The 21,605-nt window shown below is 44.0% G+C and carries 21 protein-coding genes; 6 read left to right on the forward strand and 15 right to left on the reverse strand.

What is annotated here, in order from left to right:
* Positions 1-48: 48 nt before the first annotated feature.
* Positions 49-1,407, forward strand: coding sequence for an oxygen-independent coproporphyrinogen III oxidase (hemN, locus tag KXD93_RS18230; protein ID WP_258138769.1), 1,359 nt, complete (start codon positions 49-51; stop codon positions 1,405-1,407).
* A gap of 51 nt (positions 1,408-1,458) precedes the next feature.
* Here the strand turns inward: hemN and KXD93_RS18235 are convergent, their stop codons facing one another.
* The 10 genes from KXD93_RS18235 to KXD93_RS18280 form a co-directional block, all read right to left on the reverse strand.
* On the reverse strand, positions 1,459-1,809 hold the full coding sequence (locus KXD93_RS18235; RefSeq protein WP_258138770.1) for a hypothetical protein: 351 nt from the start codon (positions 1,807-1,809) through the stop codon (positions 1,459-1,461).
* 86 nt (positions 1,810-1,895) lie between these two features.
* Positions 1,896-2,630 (reverse strand): YoaK family protein, encoded by a 735-nt coding sequence (locus tag KXD93_RS18240; protein WP_258138771.1) that lies wholly within the window; start codon positions 2,628-2,630, stop codon positions 1,896-1,898.
* Between the two features lie 10 nt (positions 2,631-2,640).
* The gene (locus KXD93_RS18245; RefSeq protein ID WP_258138772.1) at positions 2,641-3,318 is read right to left on the reverse strand and encodes a sulfite exporter TauE/SafE family protein; all 678 of its coding nucleotides are present in this window, start codon (positions 3,316-3,318) and stop codon (positions 2,641-2,643) included.
* Entirely contained in the window at positions 3,315-3,728 is a 414-nt protein-coding gene (locus KXD93_RS18250; protein ID WP_258138773.1) for a FixH family protein, read from the reverse strand. The genes KXD93_RS18245 and KXD93_RS18250 overlap by 4 nt, the downstream gene beginning before the upstream one ends.
* 4 nt (positions 3,729-3,732) lie before the next feature.
* Positions 3,733-5,100, reverse strand: coding sequence for a cytochrome c oxidase accessory protein CcoG (gene ccoG, locus KXD93_RS18255; RefSeq protein WP_258138774.1), 1,368 nt, complete (start codon positions 5,098-5,100; stop codon positions 3,733-3,735).
* 4 nt (positions 5,101-5,104) lie between these two features.
* The gene (locus KXD93_RS18260; protein WP_258138775.1) at positions 5,105-5,974 is read right to left on the reverse strand and encodes a cbb3-type cytochrome c oxidase N-terminal domain-containing protein; all 870 of its coding nucleotides are present in this window, start codon (positions 5,972-5,974) and stop codon (positions 5,105-5,107) included.
* The gene (locus KXD93_RS18265) at positions 5,971-6,162 is read right to left on the reverse strand and encodes a hypothetical protein (protein ID WP_258138776.1); all 192 of its coding nucleotides are present in this window, start codon (positions 6,160-6,162) and stop codon (positions 5,971-5,973) included. The genes KXD93_RS18260 and KXD93_RS18265 overlap by 4 nt, the downstream gene beginning before the upstream one ends.
* Before the next feature lie 7 nt (positions 6,163-6,169).
* On the reverse strand, positions 6,170-8,293 hold the full coding sequence (gene ccoN / locus KXD93_RS18270; protein ID WP_258138777.1) for a cytochrome-c oxidase, cbb3-type subunit I: 2,124 nt from the start codon (positions 8,291-8,293) through the stop codon (positions 6,170-6,172).
* Positions 8,294-8,378: 85 nt separating this feature from the next.
* Positions 8,379-8,540: a cbb3-type cytochrome oxidase assembly protein CcoS gene (gene ccoS / locus KXD93_RS18275; RefSeq protein ID WP_258138778.1), complete on the reverse strand. Its 162-nt coding sequence runs from the start codon at positions 8,538-8,540 to the stop codon at positions 8,379-8,381.
* Complete coding sequence (locus KXD93_RS18280; protein ID WP_258138779.1) at positions 8,537-10,927, reverse strand: heavy metal translocating P-type ATPase; 2,391 nt, start codon at positions 10,925-10,927, stop codon at positions 8,537-8,539. The genes ccoS and KXD93_RS18280 overlap by 4 nt, the downstream gene beginning before the upstream one ends.
* A 134-nt stretch (positions 10,928-11,061) precedes the next feature.
* On the opposite strand from KXD93_RS18280, the gene KXD93_RS18285 reads away from it, so the two are divergent.
* Complete coding sequence (locus tag KXD93_RS18285) at positions 11,062-12,807, forward strand: Clp protease/crotonase-like domain-containing protein (RefSeq protein ID WP_258138781.1); 1,746 nt, start codon at positions 11,062-11,064, stop codon at positions 12,805-12,807.
* A gap of 130 nt (positions 12,808-12,937) precedes the next feature.
* Here KXD93_RS18285 and porM read toward each other — a convergent pair whose 3' ends face one another.
* From porM to porK, 5 genes are read right to left on the reverse strand one after another with little or no spacing between them, the layout of a single operon-like run.
* Positions 12,938-14,473 (reverse strand): type IX secretion system motor protein PorM/GldM, encoded by a 1,536-nt coding sequence (gene porM / locus KXD93_RS18290; protein WP_258138783.1) that lies wholly within the window; start codon positions 14,471-14,473, stop codon positions 12,938-12,940.
* A gap of 50 nt (positions 14,474-14,523) precedes the next feature.
* Positions 14,524-15,321 carry a type IX secretion system motor protein PorL/GldL gene (porL, locus tag KXD93_RS18295; RefSeq protein WP_258138784.1) on the reverse strand — a complete coding sequence of 266 codons (798 nt, stop codon included), beginning with the start codon at positions 15,319-15,321 and terminating at the stop codon, positions 14,524-14,526.
* A gap of 26 nt (positions 15,322-15,347) precedes the next feature.
* Complete coding sequence (locus KXD93_RS18300) at positions 15,348-15,974, reverse strand: hypothetical protein (protein WP_258138785.1); 627 nt, start codon at positions 15,972-15,974, stop codon at positions 15,348-15,350.
* Complete coding sequence (locus tag KXD93_RS18305; protein ID WP_258138786.1) at positions 15,971-16,882, reverse strand: hypothetical protein; 912 nt, start codon at positions 16,880-16,882, stop codon at positions 15,971-15,973. The genes KXD93_RS18300 and KXD93_RS18305 overlap by 4 nt, the downstream gene beginning before the upstream one ends.
* 4 nt (positions 16,883-16,886) lie before the next feature.
* Positions 16,887-18,176, reverse strand: a complete 1,290-nt coding sequence (gene porK / locus KXD93_RS18310; protein WP_258138787.1) for a T9SS ring complex lipoprotein PorK/GldK — start codon at positions 18,174-18,176, stop codon at positions 16,887-16,889.
* Between the two features lie 568 nt (positions 18,177-18,744).
* Between porK and KXD93_RS18315 the strand changes: the two genes are divergently transcribed.
* The 4 genes from KXD93_RS18315 to KXD93_RS18330 all read left to right on the forward strand — a co-directional run bounded on the left by KXD93_RS18315 (position 18,745) and on the right by KXD93_RS18330 (position 21,605).
* The gene (locus tag KXD93_RS18315; protein ID WP_258138788.1) at positions 18,745-19,968 is read left to right on the forward strand and encodes a sensor histidine kinase; all 1,224 of its coding nucleotides are present in this window, start codon (positions 18,745-18,747) and stop codon (positions 19,966-19,968) included.
* Between the two features lie 39 nt (positions 19,969-20,007).
* Positions 20,008-20,703, forward strand: coding sequence for a LytR/AlgR family response regulator transcription factor (locus KXD93_RS18320; protein ID WP_258138790.1), 696 nt, complete (start codon positions 20,008-20,010; stop codon positions 20,701-20,703).
* A gap of 240 nt (positions 20,704-20,943) precedes the next feature.
* Positions 20,944-21,321 carry a response regulator gene (locus KXD93_RS18325; RefSeq protein ID WP_258138791.1) on the forward strand — a complete coding sequence of 126 codons (378 nt, stop codon included), beginning with the start codon at positions 20,944-20,946 and terminating at the stop codon, positions 21,319-21,321.
* 41 nt (positions 21,322-21,362) lie between these two features.
* A complete protein-coding gene (locus KXD93_RS18330; protein WP_258138792.1) occupies positions 21,363-21,605 on the forward strand; it encodes a PqqD family protein in 243 nt (80 codons plus the stop codon).

Below are 21,605 nucleotides of genomic sequence, written 5' to 3' on the forward strand. Positions count from 1 at the left end.
ATGAAAGTCAATTATATACATGGCAATAGGGTATAGTTTTGTATTAAAATGACTCTGATGATACTCACCGAGAAATATAATGTAGCAGCTCCCCGTTATACCAGTTACCCGACTATGCCCTATTGGGACACAGCCGCGTTTAATCTGCCCGATTGGGAAGAGGCTGTAAGCCAAACGTTTGAAATGACCAATCAAAGGGATGGGATCAGCCTTTATATCCACCTGCCTTTTTGCGAGAATCTTTGTACCTATTGCGGCTGCAATACCCGGATAACTAAAAATCACCGGGTTGAAGTTCCATACATTCAAGCGGTGTTAAAAGAATGGAAGATGTACCGGGAGTTAATGGATGAAACACCTGTTATCCGTGAAATTCATTTAGGTGGCGGCACACCAACATTTTTTAGTGCAGAGAACCTGCTGCTGCTGATAAATGGCATCCTGAACGATACAATTATTCACAAGGACGCTGAGTTTAGTTTTGAGGCGCACCCTGATAATACTACGGTTGACCACTTAGAGACGCTATATGATCTTGGTTTTAAACGGTTGAGCCTGGGTATCCAGGATTTTGATCCAAAGGTGCAGTTCATTATTAACCGCAGGCAAAGTTTTGAACAGGTGCAAGTAATAACACAGCAAGCACGCCGCATCGGTTATACTTCTGTTAACTATGACCTTATCTATGGCCTGCCGCTGCAAACATTGGATGGACTTATCAATACGATCAACCTGGTTTCGGAACTTATGCCCGAACGGATTGCGTTTTACAGTTATGCGCATGTTCCCTGGTTAAAACCGGGACAACGCCGTTTCACCGAACAGGATCTGCCAGACGCTGCTGCTAAATCACTGCTTTATGAAACAGGCAGAAACTTACTAAAAAGCTATGGCTACCTGGAAATAGGCATGGATCATTTTGCATTGCCTGACGATACGCTTTTTTATGCGGAGCGATCAGGAACTTTACACCGTAACTTTATGGGTTATACGGATCACTATACGAAATTATTAATTGGTCTTGGTGTTTCCTCCATCAGCGATGCGGAAACAGCATTTTCTCAAAATGTTAAAATTGTAGAAGATTACCTGCGCCTGGTAGATGAGGGTGTTCTGCCGGTGTTAAAAGGCCATTTATTAACAGGTGAAGACATGATCATTCGCCTGCACATTTTGAATATCATGTGCAGAGGTATTACTACGTGGGATGCGGCTATAGAAACTTTCGTTTCGGCAGCAATTGAGAGATTAGAGCCTCTTGCCGTCGATGGCCTGATCAGGCTCCATTCATCCGGGATTGAGGTAACTGAATCTGGCAGGCGGTTTCTTAGAAACATCTGCATGGCCCTCGATGACCGTTTGTGGAAGGCCCAGCCCGAAAGCCAAAAATTCAGTATGAGCTTATAAAAAAAGCGGCTGGCATTTTTGCCAGCCGCTTTTTTTATACTGCTTTGATTATCAAAGGATAAAAACTATCAGTATCAACAAGTGAGCAATTACGCTTGCAAAAAATAAGGTTAACAGTGTTCTGATTCCGGCTCCGCCCATTCCGGCAATCACGTTTGCAAAAAACAAGGCCAGGGTTGCTACTACAATCAATACCGGTGCATTGTAATAGTATATTAATATTGCAGGCACCGGCAAAAATAATACGCCCTGTGCAATTAGCGAAACCACAAACCAAAGCGTTTTATTGTCCGCCTGGCTATCTGCCATGTTTGTGAATTTATTCCATATAGAACTGTGTTGTACTTGATTTGCAGTGTCAACATTCCAATTTTTAGTACTGCTTATTTTTATAGTTGCCATGTTTATATATTTTATTTATACAAAGATGGTCAGTAAACAAAAGCAGTAGAATGATCAAAATCGCACCGAAAAATGACAATTATCATTTAGTCTTTTTTAATAGGGTGCAGCTGCCTGTAATAACGTGTAACCGTGATTCTTAAAATATCATAAAGTAAAGCGATCAACAGGAATAATACAGGGATCAGGAAAGCATAAAAGCCTAAACGGCGATAAAGAAAAGCTCCAGCCAAAGCGCCTGCCATAAAAAAGAAGATGATGGCTGCCCGCAGCACGATCCTTGATTTGAGCGCAGGCCTGTCATCCCGTTTCTTTTGCAGTACCTGGGCCAGCTCTATCCCCAAATCGGTAAAGGTTCCAGTTAAATGCGTAGTCCTTACAACAGATCCAGACACAAGGGAAACCAGGGAGTTTTGAAGGCCCATTGCAAAGAGCAGGCTGCCAGCAAAAATTTCCTTCGCAACAAGGCTCCGGTCATACCGGTAGCCAAAAAAACTCACGCCCAGCAAAATGCTCATTTCGATAAGAATAGGAATAACGTAAGAGAACCGTTGGTTTCGCCCTACGCGCGAAACGATCAGGCTGGAGACAAAGGCGCCAGCAAGAAAAAGAAACATCCACAAGGCCACTACTCTTGCGGTCTTCCAATCTTCCATGGCGATCCGCTCGGCGAATAAAGCCGCGTGGCCGGTCACATTGGTGGTTAGGACAGAAAATGCTAAAAAGCCAGCTGCATTTATAAATCCCGCTGTAATGCCGAGTAGGGAAGCTAACTTAACATTGTGTACATATGTTCGTTTGGTGCCCTGGTGTCTTAACATGCTGATCGGGTTAATTGCAAATGCTGGTACCTGAAGTTTGGTTTTGAGGACTAAGGTAGGGAATATTTAAGCCCATCCCTCTTAACATAAACCATAGGCCAAGGCAAACCATCAGGTAGGGCATTCCTTTATTAATATGCCTGCGAATAGCCGGACTAATAAAGCCACTGCTGACCATCGCCAATAACATCAGCGGAAATGTGCCAATGCCAAACCAAAACATATATGCCGAAGCTGCTATTGGAGAAGTGGTATTTATAGCGCCCACGAGGGCCAGGTAAACAAACCCGCAGGGCAGAAACCCATTAAGCAAGCCGACAACCAAATGCCCCGCCTTATGCCGGAGTGCATAATTTAACAGGCGGTTAACAGGCAGCAATAGCTTACTGCCGGGGAACTGAATTTTAAAGATCCTTGAAAAGCCTGCCAATATGATAAGTAAGCCACTCACAATGCTTACCCCCTGTTGCAGGCCGGATAGCCAAAGCTGTTTGCCAATAAGACCGATAAGCAAGCCCAAAAACGAGTAGGTGATTATACGCCCGATATTATAAAGCAGCTTATCGAACACGATGAGCCACCAGCGATTTTGAAAAGATGGTACTGCCAGTGCAAGCGGGCCGCACATGCCTACGCAATGAACGCTTCCAAATAAACCAATAAAAAAAGCGATCTCATTATTGCTCATTTTATAAATATTTCTGTGTGATACAGGTATGCCTTATCGTTGCTTTTCCATTCAAACACCAGCTGCCACTTACCCCTTGTCAATTGTGATACAGGAATTGTAATAACCTTGCCTTCCAGTGGAAAGATTTTATCAGCGGCATCACTGGCGGGTCTCATCAGTTTCACCTTCCCATCAACTATCTGCGGAAAGGTAAATTTGATGGAATCAGTTTTATAATTAATCTCTGGCTGTGCATGGTCCTTTGCCACCTGTGCCTCGCGGTTGTAATCATGATCGAAATTTATCCCATCCTCATAATACCGGTGATCGTAGTCATCCTTGGGAGACCTGAACATATAATAGCTCATGCTGCCAATAAACAGCACAAATACAATTAGGATCAATACAGTTGCCTTTCCCCAGTTCATAATTTTAATTATTTAACGGACCTACAAACGTGGTCGTAACGGTTTGTATTATTTTATTGCCTGATATCAGCTCAATCCGCACATCAGTTTTTAATGCCTTGATTTTATTTGCGGGAATAAGTATAAAAAACACTGCTTTTACCTCGCCGCCTTTCCCTGCAATCCCCGGAGCCTGGATGTATTTTAATTTGATATTCGGATCTTCGGGTCTTAAGATAATTGAACGGCTTGTATTGGCCTTGTTTGTAATATCTGCATTGTAAATATTGCTGATATAGCCGTTTGGTTGTTCCTGGTAAAGCATGCCTGCGCCCCGCATCACCGTTATATCCATGTCGGTACGACTAAAAATAAAATAACTCAACACAACCATTAGCGCTGCTATTACCGCACTATACCCTTTCATTCGATTGTTGAATGATGGTTTTTGCTGCGTATGGATCATTGTTTCGGAATAGTAGCCAATCAGGTTACGTGGTTTATGAATTTTATCCATCACTTCATCGCAGGCGTCGATACAAGCGGTGCAGTTGATACATTCCAATTGCGTCCCTTTGCGAATATCTATGCCGGTTGGGCAAACTGCTACGCACAAACCACAATCAACGCAGTCACCTTTTGTTGAAAACTCAGTGCGGTCTAATTTTCCGCGGGGTTCTCCCCGTACCTCGTTATAGGCAACAACCAATGTGTTTTCATCCATTAGTACACCTTGCAACCTGCCATAAGGGCATATCACTGTACAAACCAGCTCCCGTACCCGGCTGTATACCAAATAGAAAACTATGGTGAATACCCAAATGCTAAAAAAACCTACCCAATGCATGTTGATTGGCTGCGTTATGATCTTAACCAGGTTTTCGCTTCCGATAATATAAGCCAAAAAGGTATTGGCAATTAAGAACGACAGTACCAGGAACAGGAAATGCTTTAATGTTTTTTTTCTTATTTTATCCTTATCCCAGGGGCCGGCATCCAGTTTTTTTCTTTTGGTGGCATCGCCCTCAATCCAGATCTCCAACTTCCGGAAAACCATTTCCATAAATATGGTTTGCGGACAGATCCAGCCGCAGAAGATGCGCCCAAAGGCAATGGTGAATAACACAACGCAGACCACAAATACCAGCGATGCCAGCATGAACAGGAATATGTCCTGCGGCCAGAAAACCTGCCCAAGCAGTACAAATTGCCGGTCGATCACGTTGAGCATTAAAAATGGCTGGCCGTTGATCCGCAGGAACGGCCCTGTAAAAAACAGAACCAGGTAAGCATAGCTCAGCCAACTTCTCCATTTATAATACCGTCCCTTGCGGATCCACGGATACATCCATTTTCTTTTTCCATCGTCACTTGCCTCCAGTAATGCATCCATTGTTTTAGTTTGAAGCCAGTTTATCGTCCTTCTCGGTTTCCTTTACGCCCTGTGGCGCTTTGGGATTTGGCGGATTGGAGTCGTGGATAGATTTTACATAGTTTACCACATCCGAGATCTGTTTAGGAGATAATATCTTTTCCCATGTCGGCATTCCTTTTGTCAAAACCCCGTATTTAACGGTTTTAAACAGGTCGCTTATTTTATTACCGTGTAGCCAGTAATCATCTGTTAAATTTGGCCCAACATTTCCTGCTCCATTCGGTCCATGGCAGGCTACACAATTTTGCACGAATATTGCTTTGCCTGCTGCAATTGCAACAGGGTCATGAACCAGCTTTACCGTATTTTCATCAACCTGGTTGGCAGCCTTGCTTAAATATATTTTTTTAGCAATGTCAGCCTGTGCCATTTCTGTTTTATATTCTTGGTATTGAAGCGGCCCGGTATTAAAAACGTGATAATTAAGCAGGTAACCCACGGCGAAAATGATGGTGCCATAAAATAGCCACATGAACCAGGCAGGGATTGGATTGTCCAATTCCTGGATCCCGTCATAATCATGGGCAATCAACATTTCCTTTTCTTCAGACAGTGGCCTTAAAGAAAGTATTTTATTCCAAACCTCCGCTTTTGCCTTTTTATCCTTTTTAGGTTTTACCGGGTTCATTTCTGCTTCGATCTGTTCATTTGTAAGGCCTTGTGACCTCAAAGCGATCCTGGTGAGCACTTTAAATGTCCTTAACAGCACAAGCATTACCACAAGAAACAGCAACAACATGCTAATGATAACGCCGTAGCCTATATAGTTTTCCAGATCACCAGAGAGCAAACTGTGATCGTCAATTACTGTGATGATTGATAAGTATCTCATAGTGGTAATGATTGAGGTAAGTCTTGTGTCCCATCTTCCAATGGAAGATCACTCATGTAAGTTATGTGCTGTTTTTTGGTGATAAAAAGCATGACGCTCACTACAACAAAAAACACAAGGAATATCCATAGGGAGAAGATCAGGTACATTTCTTTTCCTGAAACATCTTTTACAAATTGATCAAACATGATATAATTATTTGGTGGTTACTTTATTCGCTTTAATATCCATTCCCAGCCTTTGCAGGTAAGCTGTAATAGCAATTATTTCCTTCCTGCTGGAAACCCTGATGTGGTCCGTAGCAAGGTTAGCAGCAATGCCTTTGGCTTGCTTGTCCAAATCGGCGTTAGCAATTTTTTCATAACCCGCCGGATATGGTACACCAACTTTTCGCATCGCATTGATTTTAGCAATTGTTGTGGTAGTATCCAGGTCCTGTGTAATCAGCCAATCATAGTTCGGCATGATACTTCCGGGCGACATTAAACGGGGATCCATTAGGTGGTTATAGTGCCATGCATTGGGGTATTTACTACCTACCCGTGCCAGGTCTGGCCCTTTTCGCTCAGATCCCCAAAGAAATGGGTGATCGTATACAAACTCTCCAGCCTTGCTGTATTCGCCATACCGCTCAGTTTCCGACCTAAATGGCCTTACTGTTTGCGAGTGGCAGGCAAGACAACCCTCACGGATATACAAATCACGGCCTTGCAATTCTAACGGGGTGTAAGGCTTAACACTTGCTATGGTTGGGATATTAGACGCAATCGTTAAGGTCGGCATGATCTCGACAAATGAACCGATCAGGATAACAATTAGCGCAGCGATCAAAAACTGGATGGGCCTGCGTTCCAGCCTGCGATGCCAGCTTTTTTCTTTAACCATTGTACTTACAGGCTCTAGCGGCATGGCCTGTGCAGGCTCGTTTGCCAGCAGTTTACCTTGTAGCGCGGTACGTGTTAAGTTATAAGCCATAACAATTACACCGGTAAGGTACATACCGCCTCCAAGGGAGCGGGTAACCCACATTGGGACAATACGCAATACGGTTTCCAAGAAATTATATTTAAGAATGCCTTCCGGGGTAAATTCCTTCAACATCAAACCCTGGGTGAAACCGGCCCAATACAGCGGGATCACATAAAATAAGATTCCAAGCGTACCGATCCAGAAGTGGAATGACGCCAGTTTTTTAGAATAAAGCTCTGTTTTATAGATTCTCGGGATCAACCAATAAAGTATGGCGAAAGTTAAAAATCCGTTCCATCCCAGGGCGCCAACGTGAACGTGTGCAACGATCCAGTCGGAAAAGTGTGCAATGGCATTTACTTGCTTCAAGGCAAGCATAGGGCCCTCAAAGGTAGCCATACCGTAAGCAGTTAAACCAACCACCATGAATTTAAGGATCACGTCATCGCGTACCTTATCCCATGCTCCGCGCAGAGTTAACAACCCATTTATCATACCGCCCCAGCTTGGTGCGATCAGCATGATAGAGAAGGCAACACCTAATGATTGCGCCCAGCCTGGTAAGGTGGTATATAATAAATGGTGTGGGCCTGCCCAGATATAAATGAAGATGAGCGCCCAAAAATGCAGGATACTTAATTTATAGGAGTAGATGGGGCGATTTGCCATTTTGGGCAAAAAGTAATACATCATCCCCAGGTATGGAGTAGTTAAAAAGAACGCCACCGCGTTATGACCATACCACCATTGTACTAACGCATCCTGTACACCGGCATAAACCATATAGCTTTTCCAGAACGATACCGGTACTTCAATTGAGTTAACGATGTGCAGTACTGCTATGGTAACAAAAGTGGCTATGTAAAACCAAATGGCCACATACAAGTGCCGCTCCCTGCGCTTAAATATAGTACCGAACATATTCCAGCCAAAAACCACCCAAATGATAGTTATAGCGATATCTATCGGCCATTCGAGCTCCGCGTATTCATGTGATGTTGTAATGCCCAACGGTAAGGTGATCAAAGCGCTTACAATAATTAACTGCCATCCCCAAAAATGGATAGCGCTTAGCTTATCGCTAAACATCCTTGCTTTGAGCAAGCGTTGCAGAGAATAATAAACGCCCATAAAGATGGCGTTACCAACAAATGCAAAAATAACCGCATTGGTATGCAAGGGCCTGATCCTGCCGAAGGTAGTATACTGGTTGTGCATATTTGCACCGGGATAGTATAGCTGTATAGCTATCAGGAGGCCGATGGTCATGCCGGCGATGCCCCAAATTACGGTTGCTATACCGAAGTTCCGAACGATCTTGTTGTCGTAGTAAAATTTTTCAGGCTGCATAAAGTGTGTCTTTTTAATGGTTGTAAAATTAGGCTGCCCCGTTTTTCAGGGGAATGACGCCTATTAGTTAAAAAAATGACAGTCATCATTTTTCAGGCGGAATCTCATCTTCTTCATCAAGCAGCATACGCATGGATGGTGTATATAAGTCGTCATTCTGCCCGTTTTTTTGCGCCCAGAAAAATGCGCCTAAAAAAACAAGGGCAAGCAGCACACTGCAACCGATTAAAAAATAAAGGATGCTCATAAAAGCTTCCTCCTTTTTGCCGCAAAATGTGTAGCCAGGCTTGTAAATGAAATGATGGTCACGGTGCTTACCGGCATCAGTATGGCAGCAGTTAACGGCGATAATTTACCGGTTATGGCATAGCTCAGCCCGATTAAATTATAAGTAAGAGATATTAAGAATGAAAAATGGATGATGTTAACGGTATCCTTCGAAAAACGGAGAAACACGGGCAGCAGGTGAAACGAGCCGCCGTCAAGGATGGCATCGCTACCCGGCGAGAAGTTATTTATGTTATCTGTTACGGCAATGCCAAGGTCACTTTGCTTTAACGCGCCGGAATCATTTAGCCCGTCCCCAATCATCATTATTTTATTCCCATTAGCTTGCAGGCTTTGGATAAAATCCAGCTTTTGCTGCGGCGACTGGTTAAAATGCATATTGGCTTCAAACCCAAAAAATGGCAGTAATTCGGGCAGTTCGTGGTTCTGGTCGCCGGAAAGTAATTGCAGGTTGTAGCCTGCCTTAAGTTCAGCAATTTTCTCAAGGCCATTACGATAAGATTGAACAAAGGAAAAGTAGCCGAGATACTTTTCGTCGATCATTATATGCACACAAGTTGCTTCCGGAGTTGTTGACCGTGGGCCTGGCACGAATTTTCGACTTCCTATTCGCAACCTGTGCGGATAGATATCGGCCGTAATACCTCTACCGGCAATTTCTGTATAACGCGTCACTTCTAAACGCTCCTCCCTGCCTAAAAAGTGGCAAATCATACGGCTCAACGGATGGCTTGAGTTCATACAAACACTATATACCAATTGCTTTTGCTCACTTGTCAGATCAGCTTTTAGTTCGATACTGCTATTATTCCCATTAGTAATGGTTCCAGTCTTATCGAGTACAATGGTATCAATAGCGGCAAGCTGTTCAACAACAGCCGTGTTTTTTAGATAGAAACGATTTTTGTCGAAAACACCAAGCGCCGCAGACATGGTAAAAGGCGTACTTAATGCCAAAGCGCAAGGACATGCTACAATCAATACGGCAGTAAATGCAGCTAAACCTCTTTTAAAATCAGTGGGCAGCCAAAAAAGAAAAGCAGCAAAGGCAATGGTCAACAGCACAACGGTAAAATATTTACTAACCTTGTCATTAAAGGTTTGCATGCGGTTATCCTGTTTTCGGGTAAATGCTTCATTGTTCCAAAGCTGGGTGAGGTAACTTTGCGAAACGGGCTTTATCACCTCCAGCTCGATGGCTTCACCAGTTTGCCTGCCACCAGCATAAATGATTTCGCCTAAAGTTTTACCAACCGGGATTGCTTCGCCGGTAACAAAGCTGAAATCTACAAGCGCTTCTCCTTTTAATAAAATGGCATCGGCAGGGATGATCTCGTTATGGCGGATCACTATACGGTGGCCGGTGTGGAGTTGGGATAAAGGGACAGGCCGTTCCGTACTGTCCTCTATAATTTGAACAGCAACAGGGAAAAAGGAGCGATAATCCCGCTCAAAGGAAATGTGGTGATAGGTTTTCTTTTGTACAAACTTTCCAATCAGCAAAAAAAACACCAACCCGCAAAGTGTATCCGCAAATCCGGCGCCGCTCCTGGTAATGATTTCAACAACAGAGCGAATAAACAATACCGCAATTCCCAACGCCAGGGGGAAATCAATATTTAAAACCTTATTGCGCAGGTTTTGCCAGGCCGAAATAAAATAACCGCTCCCGCTGTAAAATACAACCGGCAAAATAAAAAGAATGTTAAGCAGTCCAAAGAAATATTTAAAGGACTGTTCCGCGGCAGCTATGCCGAAATATTCAGGGAAGCTGAGCAGCATCACATTACCGAAACAAAACCCGGCAACTGCTATTTTACTAACCAGGTTGTCCTTTGTTGCGGCATTTTGTTCCTTGATAATATCCTGCAGGCTGATCAGCGGTTCGTAACCGATGTCATCCAGCAACTCCACCACTTGTCGTAAACTAACCTGCCGGTGATCAAACCTGATGTTTAATTGTTTTTTTAGAAAATCAACCCGCCCATAATGAATGGCAGGATTGATTTTATTCAATTGTTCCAGCAGCCAAAGGCATGAACTGCAATGGATCTGCGGGACATAAAAGGTAACAATTGTTTTTTCCGCGTCAGTATAATCAATCAGCTCACTGATGATGGTGGGTTCGCTTAAATAATCAAACCGTTTATCGGTACGCTCCTGAGATGCGCCGGGGTGGTCATTATAGGTATAATAACTGCAAAGTTTGTTTTCAGATAATACCTGGTAAACACCTTTACAGCCATTGCAGCAAAAGTTTTTTTCATCAATGCTGATATTTAAAGTGTCGCAGTCATCACCGCAGTGATAACAGGTGGTTTTTTCGAGGATCGTGCTTCCCGCCATGCTTGTTTTTCTTAACGTCCAAAGCTGCCGGGTTTGAAGAAATTAAAGAATGACAATAAAACGTGCAAAATGTGACCTTCGTCAATTTTTAGGTAAAACAGGCTATGTAGCTTTGGCCATTCAATACTGATAACATGAGCCACACATTCCATATTCCTGTACTAGGACTTGGTTATTCCATCGATACACCACTTAAAGTTTCCCGCTATGGTATTTCTTCAGTGCTCTCCATCGTTGATGACGAGTTGATTGAAAGAATGCGGGAATACCATTCAGAAAAAAATAATGAAATATACAATGCCATTTCAAAGTCCGAGGTGGATAGCAGGGCCAGGCGGATCACCGCTTATCTCAACCTGCTAGCCCGGGCTGTAAACCGACAATTTGAAAGTTTAAAGGCCGAATTATTTGAAGCAGGCAGCGACCTGTGCCGGTATTTTGAACTACTGCCTGAAAAATCATTATTAAGACAAGGTTACGACCTGATGATGGAATATCCCGATAAGGAGCGAAAGACAATCTTTCAGAATATCCTGCGTCAGCACATGACCAAGGGCTCCATAGATGTTAATATCATGTCGAAGGTGGATAAAATGAATTTTACCGCTGAGGGAGAATATACAGGCAGCGAAAATACAGATGCATTGGCAGCACTACGCGGGTTTGCAGAAAGCGACCTGGAATCGGCAATTATTTTATCGGCAGGGATGAATCCAAGGCTGTATAGTTATATTGAATCGTTTAATGACTTTTTCCCGGATAAAACGGGGAAACTACGCAAGCGGATAATTTTAAAGGTGAGCGATTTTCGTTCAGCCCTTATACAAGCCAAATTCCTGGCTAAAAAAGGCTTGTGGGTATCAGAATTCAGGGTAGAATCGGGTTTGAACTGCGGCGGGCATGCTTTCGCAACAGATGGCTTCTTACTAGGGCCGATACTGGAAGAGTTTAAAGAAAAAAGACAGGAAATGGTGGATGAGCTTTACTCATTATACCTGGGGGCTTTGATAAACAAGAACATTGCCTGCGATCGGGTGCCGGAACAACGCCTGAGCGTTCAAGGAGGGATAGGTACTGCCATGGAAAGTAATTTCCTGATGGAGTATTACCACCTGGATGCCACCGGATGGGGAAGCCCCTTCCTGCTTGTACCGGAAGTGACCAACGTAGATGAGGAAACTTTAATGCAGTTGGCCGGAGCTAAGGAGGAGGATTTTTACCTGAGCGGCGCATCGCCATTGGGGATCCTGTTCAATAATTTTAAGCCGGCATCGATGGAAAAACAACGAAACGAACGGATTGAAAACGATCGTCCGGGTAGTCCTTGCACCAAAAAGTACTTGTGCACCAATACGGAATTTACAGAAAAGCCCATCTGCACATCATCGAGAGAATACCAGAATTTAAAAATAAAGCAATTACAGGCTTTGTCGCTGCCTGAAGATGAATACCAGGAACAGTTTGATACCATAACCGAGAAAATTTGCCTTTGCGAGGGCCTCTGTTCCTCTGCATACCTTAAATACAATATCAACAAACCAAAGGAAAATACCGCAGTGTCAATTTGCCCCGGCCCCAACATGGCCTATTTCTCCAGGATCTACTCGCTGGAGGAAATGGTAAGCCACATTTATGGCAGGCTCGATTTATTGGAAAATATTAAACGGCCGCATGTTTTTATCAAGGAACTGAACCTTTATATTGATTACCTGCAGGCTGATCTGGAGAAACACATCAAAGATCTGAATGATAAGAAAAGAAAACACCTGGATAAATTTAAGGCGCAGCTGCAGAATGGGATAGCTTATTACAAACAGCTTTTTAGCGAATGGCCGGAGTTGATTGCCTCTGAGCGCAAACTCAACAGCATCAACATTTAGACAAATAGCAAAAGTACTGCAACAGAAATGGGGTATTTGTTGCCAAAACGGGATTTCGAAACAAAAGAGTCTTCAGACTTAAGTCTGAAGACTTTTTAACGAAGCTCGGAGGTACACTTTACATGCCGCTTTAGTTTGCCGTTAGCGCTACCGGTGCCAGCTGCCGGGGCGAACCATCGGGCCCTACTGCTATAATATTGTCAAATATCACCCTTGAGCCAGGCTTAATGCCATTAAGCGATTCATGCATTTCTGAACTAAGGGAGTTGCCTGATCCCATCTGTACCGATGCCGTTTCCCTTGGATTAGCAATGATGAGGCTAAACCGGGTAATATGGAACCGCGCATCAAAATCGAAATTATCCAGCGTAGCGTAAATGGCGTCCTGTGCCTTCAGTGCTACAGTTGGCACACTGCCGCCTGATTTGCCCGAGAACCTTGCAATAGGGTCGGGGATCCTTTTTGCCCTGAACTGTGTGCTGCTTAATACCTGCGTTTTACCCGGCGAAACTTCAGCTGACACGGTTACCGTAACCGTACCCGGGGTAGACACCTTAGCAATGTATTTTCCCGATGAGCCGGTAAGTATGCCGGACGACATCCCGATCCTGATATTTTTTGAGGGGATGCCCGGCACCGATACCGACACCGGGTTATCAACCCCGATATAAAACACATTCATTTTATCCGGCGAAACAACTGCAGACGGGCGGGCAACCATATACTGCTGTTCAGGCGTGGTATAGGTTTTTATGGTGCCATCAGTCTGCTTAACGTTTATGGTTCCCTGCCATTTGAAAATGCCTTCGCGGGAGGTTCCTACTGTGTATTCGCCCCTACCATCGGATACATTAATAGGCGTACCGCCAACCTGCATTACCGGGTCCGACTTTGAATCGTATGCCGTTAGGAATACCTGGGCCTTGTAAGGCTGCCCCTGGATGAGGTAGGATGTAGGTGCTACCGCAACAGCTTCAAATTTGTCGAGGTTAACCACGGCCTGATCCATCTTGCCCAGGATCTTTTTAACCACTTCCGATTCGGCATTTTTATTATCCGCCTGGATCTTTGAGAGGATGGTGAAAGTTGCAGTAAGCGGCACACCTTCGCCAAAATTTAGTTCCTCCCAGGTACGGATGTTACCCGAATGCTTAACCGGATCATCCGCATTTAGGGTGAATGATACCAGGCGGCTGTCGTCCTTCCCGAGGATCTCCTTCAGCTTTTCGCGGGTGTCTTTGATCTTTTCCTTAAGCGCCTTCGCCCTTTTTTTATTGATCATTACATTATAACCAATATCCAGGTTATCACGATCCTTCAGATCGCCGGTAGTTTCATCAACGCCATTGCTTTGATTGGTGAGCTCCCTTTTTATGTCCATGATAAAATCATCCAGGTCGCGCGTTACCTTTTCGGCCTGTTTGGCTTTTTCATAAATGGGCTTCGCCCGCTCCGGCGACTCCCGCAGCCGGGTTTGTTCAAATGTGGTGAATAATTGCTGTATTGAATTACCTACGTTACCTGCCGAAGCAGTAAGACTGTCGTTTATAGTTTTAAACGCGTCTAATATTGTTTCAGATACATTCAGGGCCAGCATTGCCAATAATACCAGGTACATGAAATTTATCATTTTTTGCCTGGTGGTTTCTTTTCCTGCAGCAGCCATATCCTTTGTTTTAAATGTTAATACCTAAACTTATTTTTTCCTGCCGAGATCTACATCCGCGGCTGGTTCATTGCAGAAAGCATGTTGGCATAAAATACATTGAGTGCCGAAATATTTTTAGCCAGCTTGTTAACCTCGTCCTTAAACATCCTGCTGTCATCCGCAGATTCATTAAGGTTTTGAAGCGTTCTGCTTAATCCTTCATAAAAATGGTTCACCTGCCTTAAGTTGGCATCAGCCCCCTTCAGTTCGGTTTCATACAAAGAGTTCAGCTGCCCAAGGTTATGAGTAAGCTTTGCCACCTGGAGCTGATATGCGTTGGTGTCAGCCCTGCTTTCGGCAATTGCCGAAAGTCCTGCTGTGGCCCGTTCAAATGCTAATCCAAACAAATCGAATTTTGACGACGCCTGTTTAAGCTTGATGGAGAATTCGTCGGTCCCTAATGAAATATCCGCCAGTGTATTAATCCTGTTCATCTTATCGGCAAAAACCCTTAATCCCTCACCCAACTTATTGATGCTTTCGGGGCTCACTTCCTGCGCCAGCAGTTTGTCTAGCGCTGCAGTATTACCTGTTGGGCTTAATTTAGCAGTTCCCACTGTTGGCAATTCCCCATCATAGTCTATAGCCAGTTCGGGGTATACACGTTCCCATTCAGGGTCCTGTGCCGGCGGGAAAAATCCCAGTGTAAAAAATAACAGCGCTTCTACCGTCAGCCCCATGCCGATCATATAAGTGCCTAACACGCCGCCCCAGTGGTTGATCTTGAACATTGCGCCAAGAATTACTATGCTGGCTCCCCACGAGATTGCTACATGCAGCCAGTTGATTTTTTTTGTCTTTTTCATGATATAAAATTTAATGGTTAATAAATTCAGAAATGGTAATAAAATGTAAGGCCAGCATTCATGCCGGGCAAAAGGCCCTTTAACCCGTTTGTTATGGTGTTTGCCTTGTTTTCATAGGTTGATGTTGGAGCGCTGGTAGGGATAAAAAATCCAAAATCCGCACGCATGCTGATGTCATTAAACACCCGGATATTGCCGAGCCCGGTACCTATGTATGGCCTTACTTTCGACATTGATACCGAATAATTTGGTGTGGCGCCTATTCCTTCGCGGTAAATGGTGTTGCTGAAATAGTAGCCCATCCCCGCGCTCACAAACCATTTACGCGACCACCAATCACCGCCGCCATAGCGTGGCTGCCAGTCAACAATTGCGTATACACTGCTGCGGTCCAATCTTAAATCACGGCTATTATAAAGCACGGTTATGCCGGGCACCATGTTAAAACCAAACCTTGCATTAAAGGCGCGCAAAAAGCTTGCGGTACCCTGTATCCCGATGCCCTGTGTGCCCAATTGCAAACCAACAGATGTTTTTGGGAATGCACTGTATTCAGGTAATACCTGTGCTTCCACTTTGCCACACCAGGCCATTCCTGCTAAAATTACCATCCACCAGATAAAGTCCTTTATTAATCTTCCTTGCATTGTCATGGCTTTGCCTCCTTATTATTTATGGTTTTATCAACCAGGTTCTTATCATTTATTCCTTTTGGATTTTTCCAGATGTTTTTCTTTAACCCGGCAAGTTTCTGTTCGAGCTTAAGCGCTTCGGGGCTGCCCGGATCAAACTGACCGCCATCCGTTCTGCCGGGTGTAAATTCCCTAACCAGGTAAGCGGTAAACTTTTGCTGCATAAAAACATCGTCGAGTGTTACATCAAAAACTTCCTTATCCGGATCGCTTACATCTTCCTTTACCAAAGCATAACGTAGCTGCGGAAAATAAAGCCAGAAGGCAGGTGTCGACGACATGTTTGCCGGCAGATCAGACGACCCCGTGATCATCATCATAGGTGCCAGGGCAATTATCCGGGTATCAACCCTGCCCCGCTGCCTGTCAAAAAACACATCCTCCTCAATCCTGAATTTTGTTATCCTGTCGGGATTAAATTCATTGAGCACCATTTTTGACGAGATCTCGTTGCCGTCCTTATCAAACTTTGGCACCAGCACCGAGTCGGCAAAGCGTTGCTTTCCCTGTCGGGCAGATAATTTCTTTTTGAAATCATCCTTCTCATAGGGTGTAAGCTTTCCCTTTTCTATGCCCTTCATTATGGTTTCCATCAGGGAGTGACCCGGGATACTCAGGATGGCGTTGCCGCTATCAGCCAGATCTATCACCCGCCAAACCCGTGCGTATAGCCGGATGCTTGCCGCAGTTGATTTTGGATACGGAAAAGGCCTTGCCTGGCTCAGATCAATTTGCTGCAGGTTTACGTCGTAAGCCGGCAGCGTATCGGTGATAGTGCTATCGGCCAAAACAGCCTGCGCAAATACTGTATGGATGCAGGTCCCCAATAGCAGGAGAATTACTGCGGTTATTTTTTTCATGTTTTTCATAATTTTATTTTTTAGTGTATTTCCTGGTTTTAACCTGTTCGCCGGTGAGCTCAAAGGCTGCCATCACACAGCGGAAACCGATGTAGGAATGCGCCGCGTCCTGGTCGTCAAAGCTTCGGGTGTCAGTGTTTAGCATCTCGCCATTATCTTTCCATGATCCGCCGCGTACTACCTTGCGGCGCATCAGCGGAGCATCATTAATACTTGCGTCATACAACAGCGCCGGGTTAAGGTCATTTACCAATTGAGATGAAGACGGACTGAAGGCATCCAGCGTCCATTCCGAAACATTGCCGGCCATATTATAGATGCCGAATGCATTTGGTGTGTAGGAGGTAACCGGCAGTGTAAATGTCGATCCATCGCTTGAATAGCTTCCTTCACCCTGTTTAAAATTCAGTGATAGCTGCTCCTTACCAGATACTTTATCAACGGTGGTTTTAACCGTATGATCTAAAGTATCTGCAGGGTCAAGCTTGGCTTCGGCAGCATATTGCCATTGGGCCTCGGTTGGCAGGCTGAAGCTGAGCTTAAAGTTCCGCAGGTTAGGGTTGTTTTTTATCATGATCCTCAGCTGCGTGCTGCGCCAGTCGGCATAGGCCCTTGCCTGTTTCCAGCTTACCCCTACCACCGGGTTGTATTGATATACCTTGTTGGTGAAATAGTTGGCATCCATAACCGTCATTTGCGAGTTCGGGAAATCAGCCGACCAAACAGCCTCATGTGGATACACCCTAACGGTATCCTCCTTATACTCGTTGTTTTTTACGCCATCCATGCGGATGTAATAAAAGCGGTAGATCATCAGGTCGGGGTTGGGCATGCGGGCGCCGTTAAGCATAGTCATCATTGGCGCCAGCTTTTCCTTTACCTCGGGCGGGGCCTTTTTCCAGAGCGGTGAGATCTTGTTTACCTTGCTCCAGTCTATCAGCCTGATCTCTTTATTGCGCGTCCCAACGGTGGCGCCGGTTGCGGGCAGATAAAAGGAATCATCGTGCAGGTAATCGGTAATGGCAACCGAATCGGCAACCCAGTTTACGAAGGCCTGGTATTGCTTGTTGTTCACTTCAGTTTTGTCGATAAAGAAGGCGCTTACACTCACTTTCCTTTGCTCTGCCTTATCATCATTCAGCATTTTGTACAAAAAAGTACCCGATGGAATGTACACCATCCCATCGGGCGGGATGAGCCGTTTTATAGAAACAGCACGGGTTTTAGGGGTGTTATAAAGACTTGGCTGGCAGGCGCTTAGCATCAGGATAAGCAGTCCTGTAATTTGAACATACGATCTCATTCGACATTAGAATTAATAATTAAACAATAGTCAGAATGACCTCATACGCGTTTTAATTTTCTCTGGTGAAACAATGACCAAATGTGGAGGAAGCGGACGCAGCAGCAATCAAATTATCGACAGGGAGCCGGTTTTTATCGACTAATTAACTATATAATTTTTTGATTTTTTTTGCGTTCGCGAGGGACGGGGCGGGTAAAACATTCAGGAGTTTTTGCGGGTGTTCCACGATAGTAATTCAACGGCGCATCTGTTTCAGCATTCATCGACATATGCAACAAAATGTTATTCAGTATTTACACCCATCTCATTCATCCATACAAAATACCCGTTCACCGATTGACTGTTGGCCACCCGGAGATATTACTGCAGTTTTGACCTTTCATCTGCGTATAGGACTTGGAGAGTAAATAAACCCGGGTTGTCCGGTTTCGCGCTTGGGAGCGCCTGCGGTTGCAGGTGTTTATTTTAAGGAAGCTTTATTTATAAATGAAAATAGTTTATTCCTATATTAACGGCCCTAAGAACGTGCCTTTGCTGTGGCAAAAGGTTTTAAAATAATCGGGTAATGGAAACGGTAAACAAAAACATACCAAAAGCTATTTTAAATAATTACAAAGTGAATATGCTTCGTTCTAAAGCCGCAAACATTTTTATCCACGCCGCTGGTTGGCTGGTGTTTTTGGGCTTCCCGCTGTTATTCATGAATCGCACGCAACACGGCAGCAGCAATAATTTACGTATCCTGTCGTCGCCTTATTACTGGCTGTTTTGCCTTACCTATATTTTCATGTTTTATTTAAACGCCTGGGTGCTGGTGCCGCGCTTTGTTTTTAAAAAGAAATATATCAGGTATGGCATTATCATTTTGCTGCTATCGGGCCTTGTTTATTTTTTACAGCCTTTTGATAACCTGCTTGGTCATAACTTGCTGAAAAACCCTAATCTGAATAACCCGGCGGGCACCTCTATGATGCAGCCCGACAGCAGTTCTCCCGGTTTAAAGAATCTGCCCTTCGGCCCGTTGCCACACCAGGACCTGCGGATGGAGGATCCGTTATTAAAGCCGGCAAACCGCTTACTCATCATCCACCAGTCTGGTAATATCGATTTGGTGGCGCTCTTCATTTTCATTATTGTTATTGGCTTGAGCATTGCCATAAGTACCGTCCAAAAATGGCAGGTGACGGAACAAATGGTGGTAAAGGCCCAGGCAGAAAAGGCACATGCCGAACTCTCCTTTTTAAAAGCGCAGATAAACCCGCATTTCCTTTTCAACACGCTTAATAATATATACGCCCTTTCGGTAACTGCAAGCGAGCATACTTCGGAGAGTATTATGAAACTCTCGAACATTATGCGTTATGTTACCGACGAGGTTACCGAAGATTTTGTACTACTGCAAAGTGAAATAGATTGTATTAACGATTATATCGACCTGCAAAAACTGCGGCTGGGCAAACTAACCAAACTGAACTTTACGCTTAATGGGGCAATAAAGAACCAGAAAATTGCACCACTGGTGCTGATGACCTTTATTGAAAATGTATTTAAGTACGGTATCAGCAAAAACAAAAAGGGAGTGATAGAGATAAAACTTGATGTGGATGACGGCAAGGTGTTCTTTTATTGTAGTAACACCATATTTGAAAAAAGCGCATCCAACAAACGGAAAGGAATTGGCATTGCAAATACCCGGCAACGACTGGAGCATATTTACCCGGGAAAGCATAAGCTGGAGATCAGCACAAATGATGATTTGTTTACGGTTAGGCTGGAGATTGATTGTTAACTGCCTAAACGTAGTTTATTAATATTAAAATTAATACAAATGAAACTAAAATGTATAGCCATAGATGACGAGCCACTGGCGTTGGAGATCATGAAAAAGTATATTGGTGAGTTTACTGAACTGCAGCTTTTAAGAACTTTTGAAGATGCTGTTTCCGGCGCTGAATTTCTCACAAAAAACCACGTGGACCTGTTATTTATTGACATCGACATGCCGGATATTACCGGGGTCGATCTGGTGCGCTCACTGGTTGATAAACCCATGATCATATTTACCACTGCATATAAAAACTTTGCATTTGAGGGATTTGAGCTGGAAGCGCTGGATTACCTGTTAAAACCGATAAACATTAAGCGCTTTGCCACCGCTGTAAACAAGGCGGTTGAATATGCCAGGTATAAGAATTCGGACGGCGACACCGGCAACGAATGTATTTATGTACACTCGGAGTATCGGGTGATCAAAATCCCGCTAAAGGATATTGAATACATTGAAAGTATGCAGGACTATATCAAAATATTCCTCACAAGTGCCGAAAAGCCGATTTTAACTTTGATGTCGATGAAAAGCGTGCTTGAAAAATTGCCTGCCGATCAGTTCACCCGCATCCACCGAAGCTATGCTGTTGCCTTAAAAAAGATAAGATCTATCCATAACCGTAAGGTAAAGCTTAATATGGCAGAGGTGCCGGTTGGTAATAATTATGCTGATTTTATTAAGAACTGGCAGAAGTAGGTAGTCTTGAGTCTGTAGTCCTTAGTATTAAGTCAGATAAGATGTAGCTATTGAATCCTGGAAAAAGTAAATGGAGCGATTTTCGAAGGCAAACCTAACGACTATCGACTACTAACTTAAGACCAAGGACTACTGACTCTCCACCAGTTCATCGGTACATATCCCCGGTTTACCGATAAATGTTTACCCGCCGTCGCAATTCTATGCAACTTTATGTAATTACATTAAAATCATTAAGTTATGGAATTTCCGGCAGCAAGAAAAAACATCCTGGTATTAGATAAAGGAAGCCGCGTGTTATCTGCGGTTGACCAGGTTTTATTTTATGGCGATTATAACCTGCTTACTATTTACGACCCAAACTCGGTATACGACAGGGCAAAAGAGTTGAATCCCGATCTGATTATTTTGGATTATTTATTGCTGGATGCAGATTGTGAAGATATTATCAACGATTTAAAGGAAGACGAGCAGTTAAGAGAGATCCCCGTGATTGTAGTAACCGTATACCGCAGCAAAAAAGTTATTGCTGACTCATACAAGTATGATGCACTTTTTATTAAGCCGAAGGACATGGATGTGCTGGCGTCAAGAATTGAGTATTTGATGGCTTCGTAGTTAAACCTTACATTTATGACCTTGAAATTTGTTGCCGCCAAATGAAAATAAAAAAGAACATAGCTACCAGCGAGAACGGGTTTATATTTAACCCGGCTACCGGCGATTCGTTTTCAGGAAATGCTATGGCTACGGCTATTTTATCAGCAATGAAAAACAATGAACCTGATGAGCAGATCAGGAAGAACATCCTTGAAAAATATGATGTTACGGCAGAGCAGCTTAATCGCGATTGGGAGGACTGGACAATACAGTTAAGGGAGGCAAACTTAATTGAGTGCTGA

This window comes from Mucilaginibacter phenanthrenivorans (genome assembly GCF_024721155.1).
GTDB lineage: Bacteria > Bacteroidota > Bacteroidia > Sphingobacteriales > Sphingobacteriaceae > Mucilaginibacter > Mucilaginibacter phenanthrenivorans.

Excerpts from the sequence above, each read along its gene's own strand:
- KXD93_RS18240 (WP_258138771.1), bottom strand. The coding sequence starts at position 2,630 with ATGTTAAGACACCAGGGCACCAAACGAACATATGTACACAATGTTAAG.
- KXD93_RS18260 (WP_258138775.1), bottom strand. The coding sequence starts at position 5,974 with ATGAGATACTTATCAATCATCACAGTAATTGACGATCACAGTTTGCTC.
- KXD93_RS18320 (WP_258138790.1), top strand. The coding sequence starts at position 20,008 with ATGAAACTAAAATGTATAGCCATAGATGACGAGCCACTGGCGTTGGAG.
- ccoG (WP_258138774.1), bottom strand. The coding sequence starts at position 5,100 with ATGGATGCATTACTGGAGGCAAGTGACGATGGAAAAAGAAAATGGATG.
- KXD93_RS18285 (WP_258138781.1), top strand. The coding sequence starts at position 11,062 with ATGAGCCACACATTCCATATTCCTGTACTAGGACTTGGTTATTCCATC.
- porL (WP_258138784.1), bottom strand. The coding sequence starts at position 15,321 with ATGAAAAAGACAAAAAAAATCAACTGGCTGCATGTAGCAATCTCGTGG.
- KXD93_RS18235 (WP_258138770.1), bottom strand. The coding sequence starts at position 1,809 with ATGGCAACTATAAAAATAAGCAGTACTAAAAATTGGAATGTTGACACT.
- ccoN (WP_258138777.1), bottom strand. The coding sequence starts at position 8,293 with ATGCAGCCTGAAAAATTTTACTACGACAACAAGATCGTTCGGAACTTC.
- KXD93_RS18300 (WP_258138785.1), bottom strand. The coding sequence starts at position 15,974 with ATGACAATGCAAGGAAGATTAATAAAGGACTTTATCTGGTGGATGGTA.
- porK (WP_258138787.1), bottom strand. The coding sequence starts at position 18,176 with ATGAGATCGTATGTTCAAATTACAGGACTGCTTATCCTGATGCTAAGC.
- KXD93_RS18265 (WP_258138776.1), bottom strand. The coding sequence starts at position 6,162 with ATGTTTGATCAATTTGTAAAAGATGTTTCAGGAAAAGAAATGTACCTG.
- KXD93_RS18280 (WP_258138779.1), bottom strand. The coding sequence starts at position 10,927 with ATGGCGGGAAGCACGATCCTCGAAAAAACCACCTGTTATCACTGCGGT.
- KXD93_RS18315 (WP_258138788.1), top strand. The coding sequence starts at position 18,745 with ATGGAAACGGTAAACAAAAACATACCAAAAGCTATTTTAAATAATTAC.
- ccoS (WP_258138778.1), bottom strand. The coding sequence starts at position 8,540 with ATGAGCATCCTTTATTTTTTAATCGGTTGCAGTGTGCTGCTTGCCCTT.
- KXD93_RS18250 (WP_258138773.1), bottom strand. The coding sequence starts at position 3,728 with ATGAACTGGGGAAAGGCAACTGTATTGATCCTAATTGTATTTGTGCTG.
- KXD93_RS18325 (WP_258138791.1), top strand. The coding sequence starts at position 20,944 with ATGGAATTTCCGGCAGCAAGAAAAAACATCCTGGTATTAGATAAAGGA.
- KXD93_RS18245 (WP_258138772.1), bottom strand. The coding sequence starts at position 3,318 with ATGAGCAATAATGAGATCGCTTTTTTTATTGGTTTATTTGGAAGCGTT.
- hemN (WP_258138769.1), top strand. The coding sequence starts at position 49 with ATGACTCTGATGATACTCACCGAGAAATATAATGTAGCAGCTCCCCGT.
- KXD93_RS18305 (WP_258138786.1), bottom strand. The coding sequence starts at position 16,882 with ATGAAAAACATGAAAAAAATAACCGCAGTAATTCTCCTGCTATTGGGG.
- porM (WP_258138783.1), bottom strand. The coding sequence starts at position 14,473 with ATGGCTGCTGCAGGAAAAGAAACCACCAGGCAAAAAATGATAAATTTC.
- KXD93_RS18330 (WP_258138792.1), top strand. The coding sequence starts at position 21,363 with ATGAAAATAAAAAAGAACATAGCTACCAGCGAGAACGGGTTTATATTT.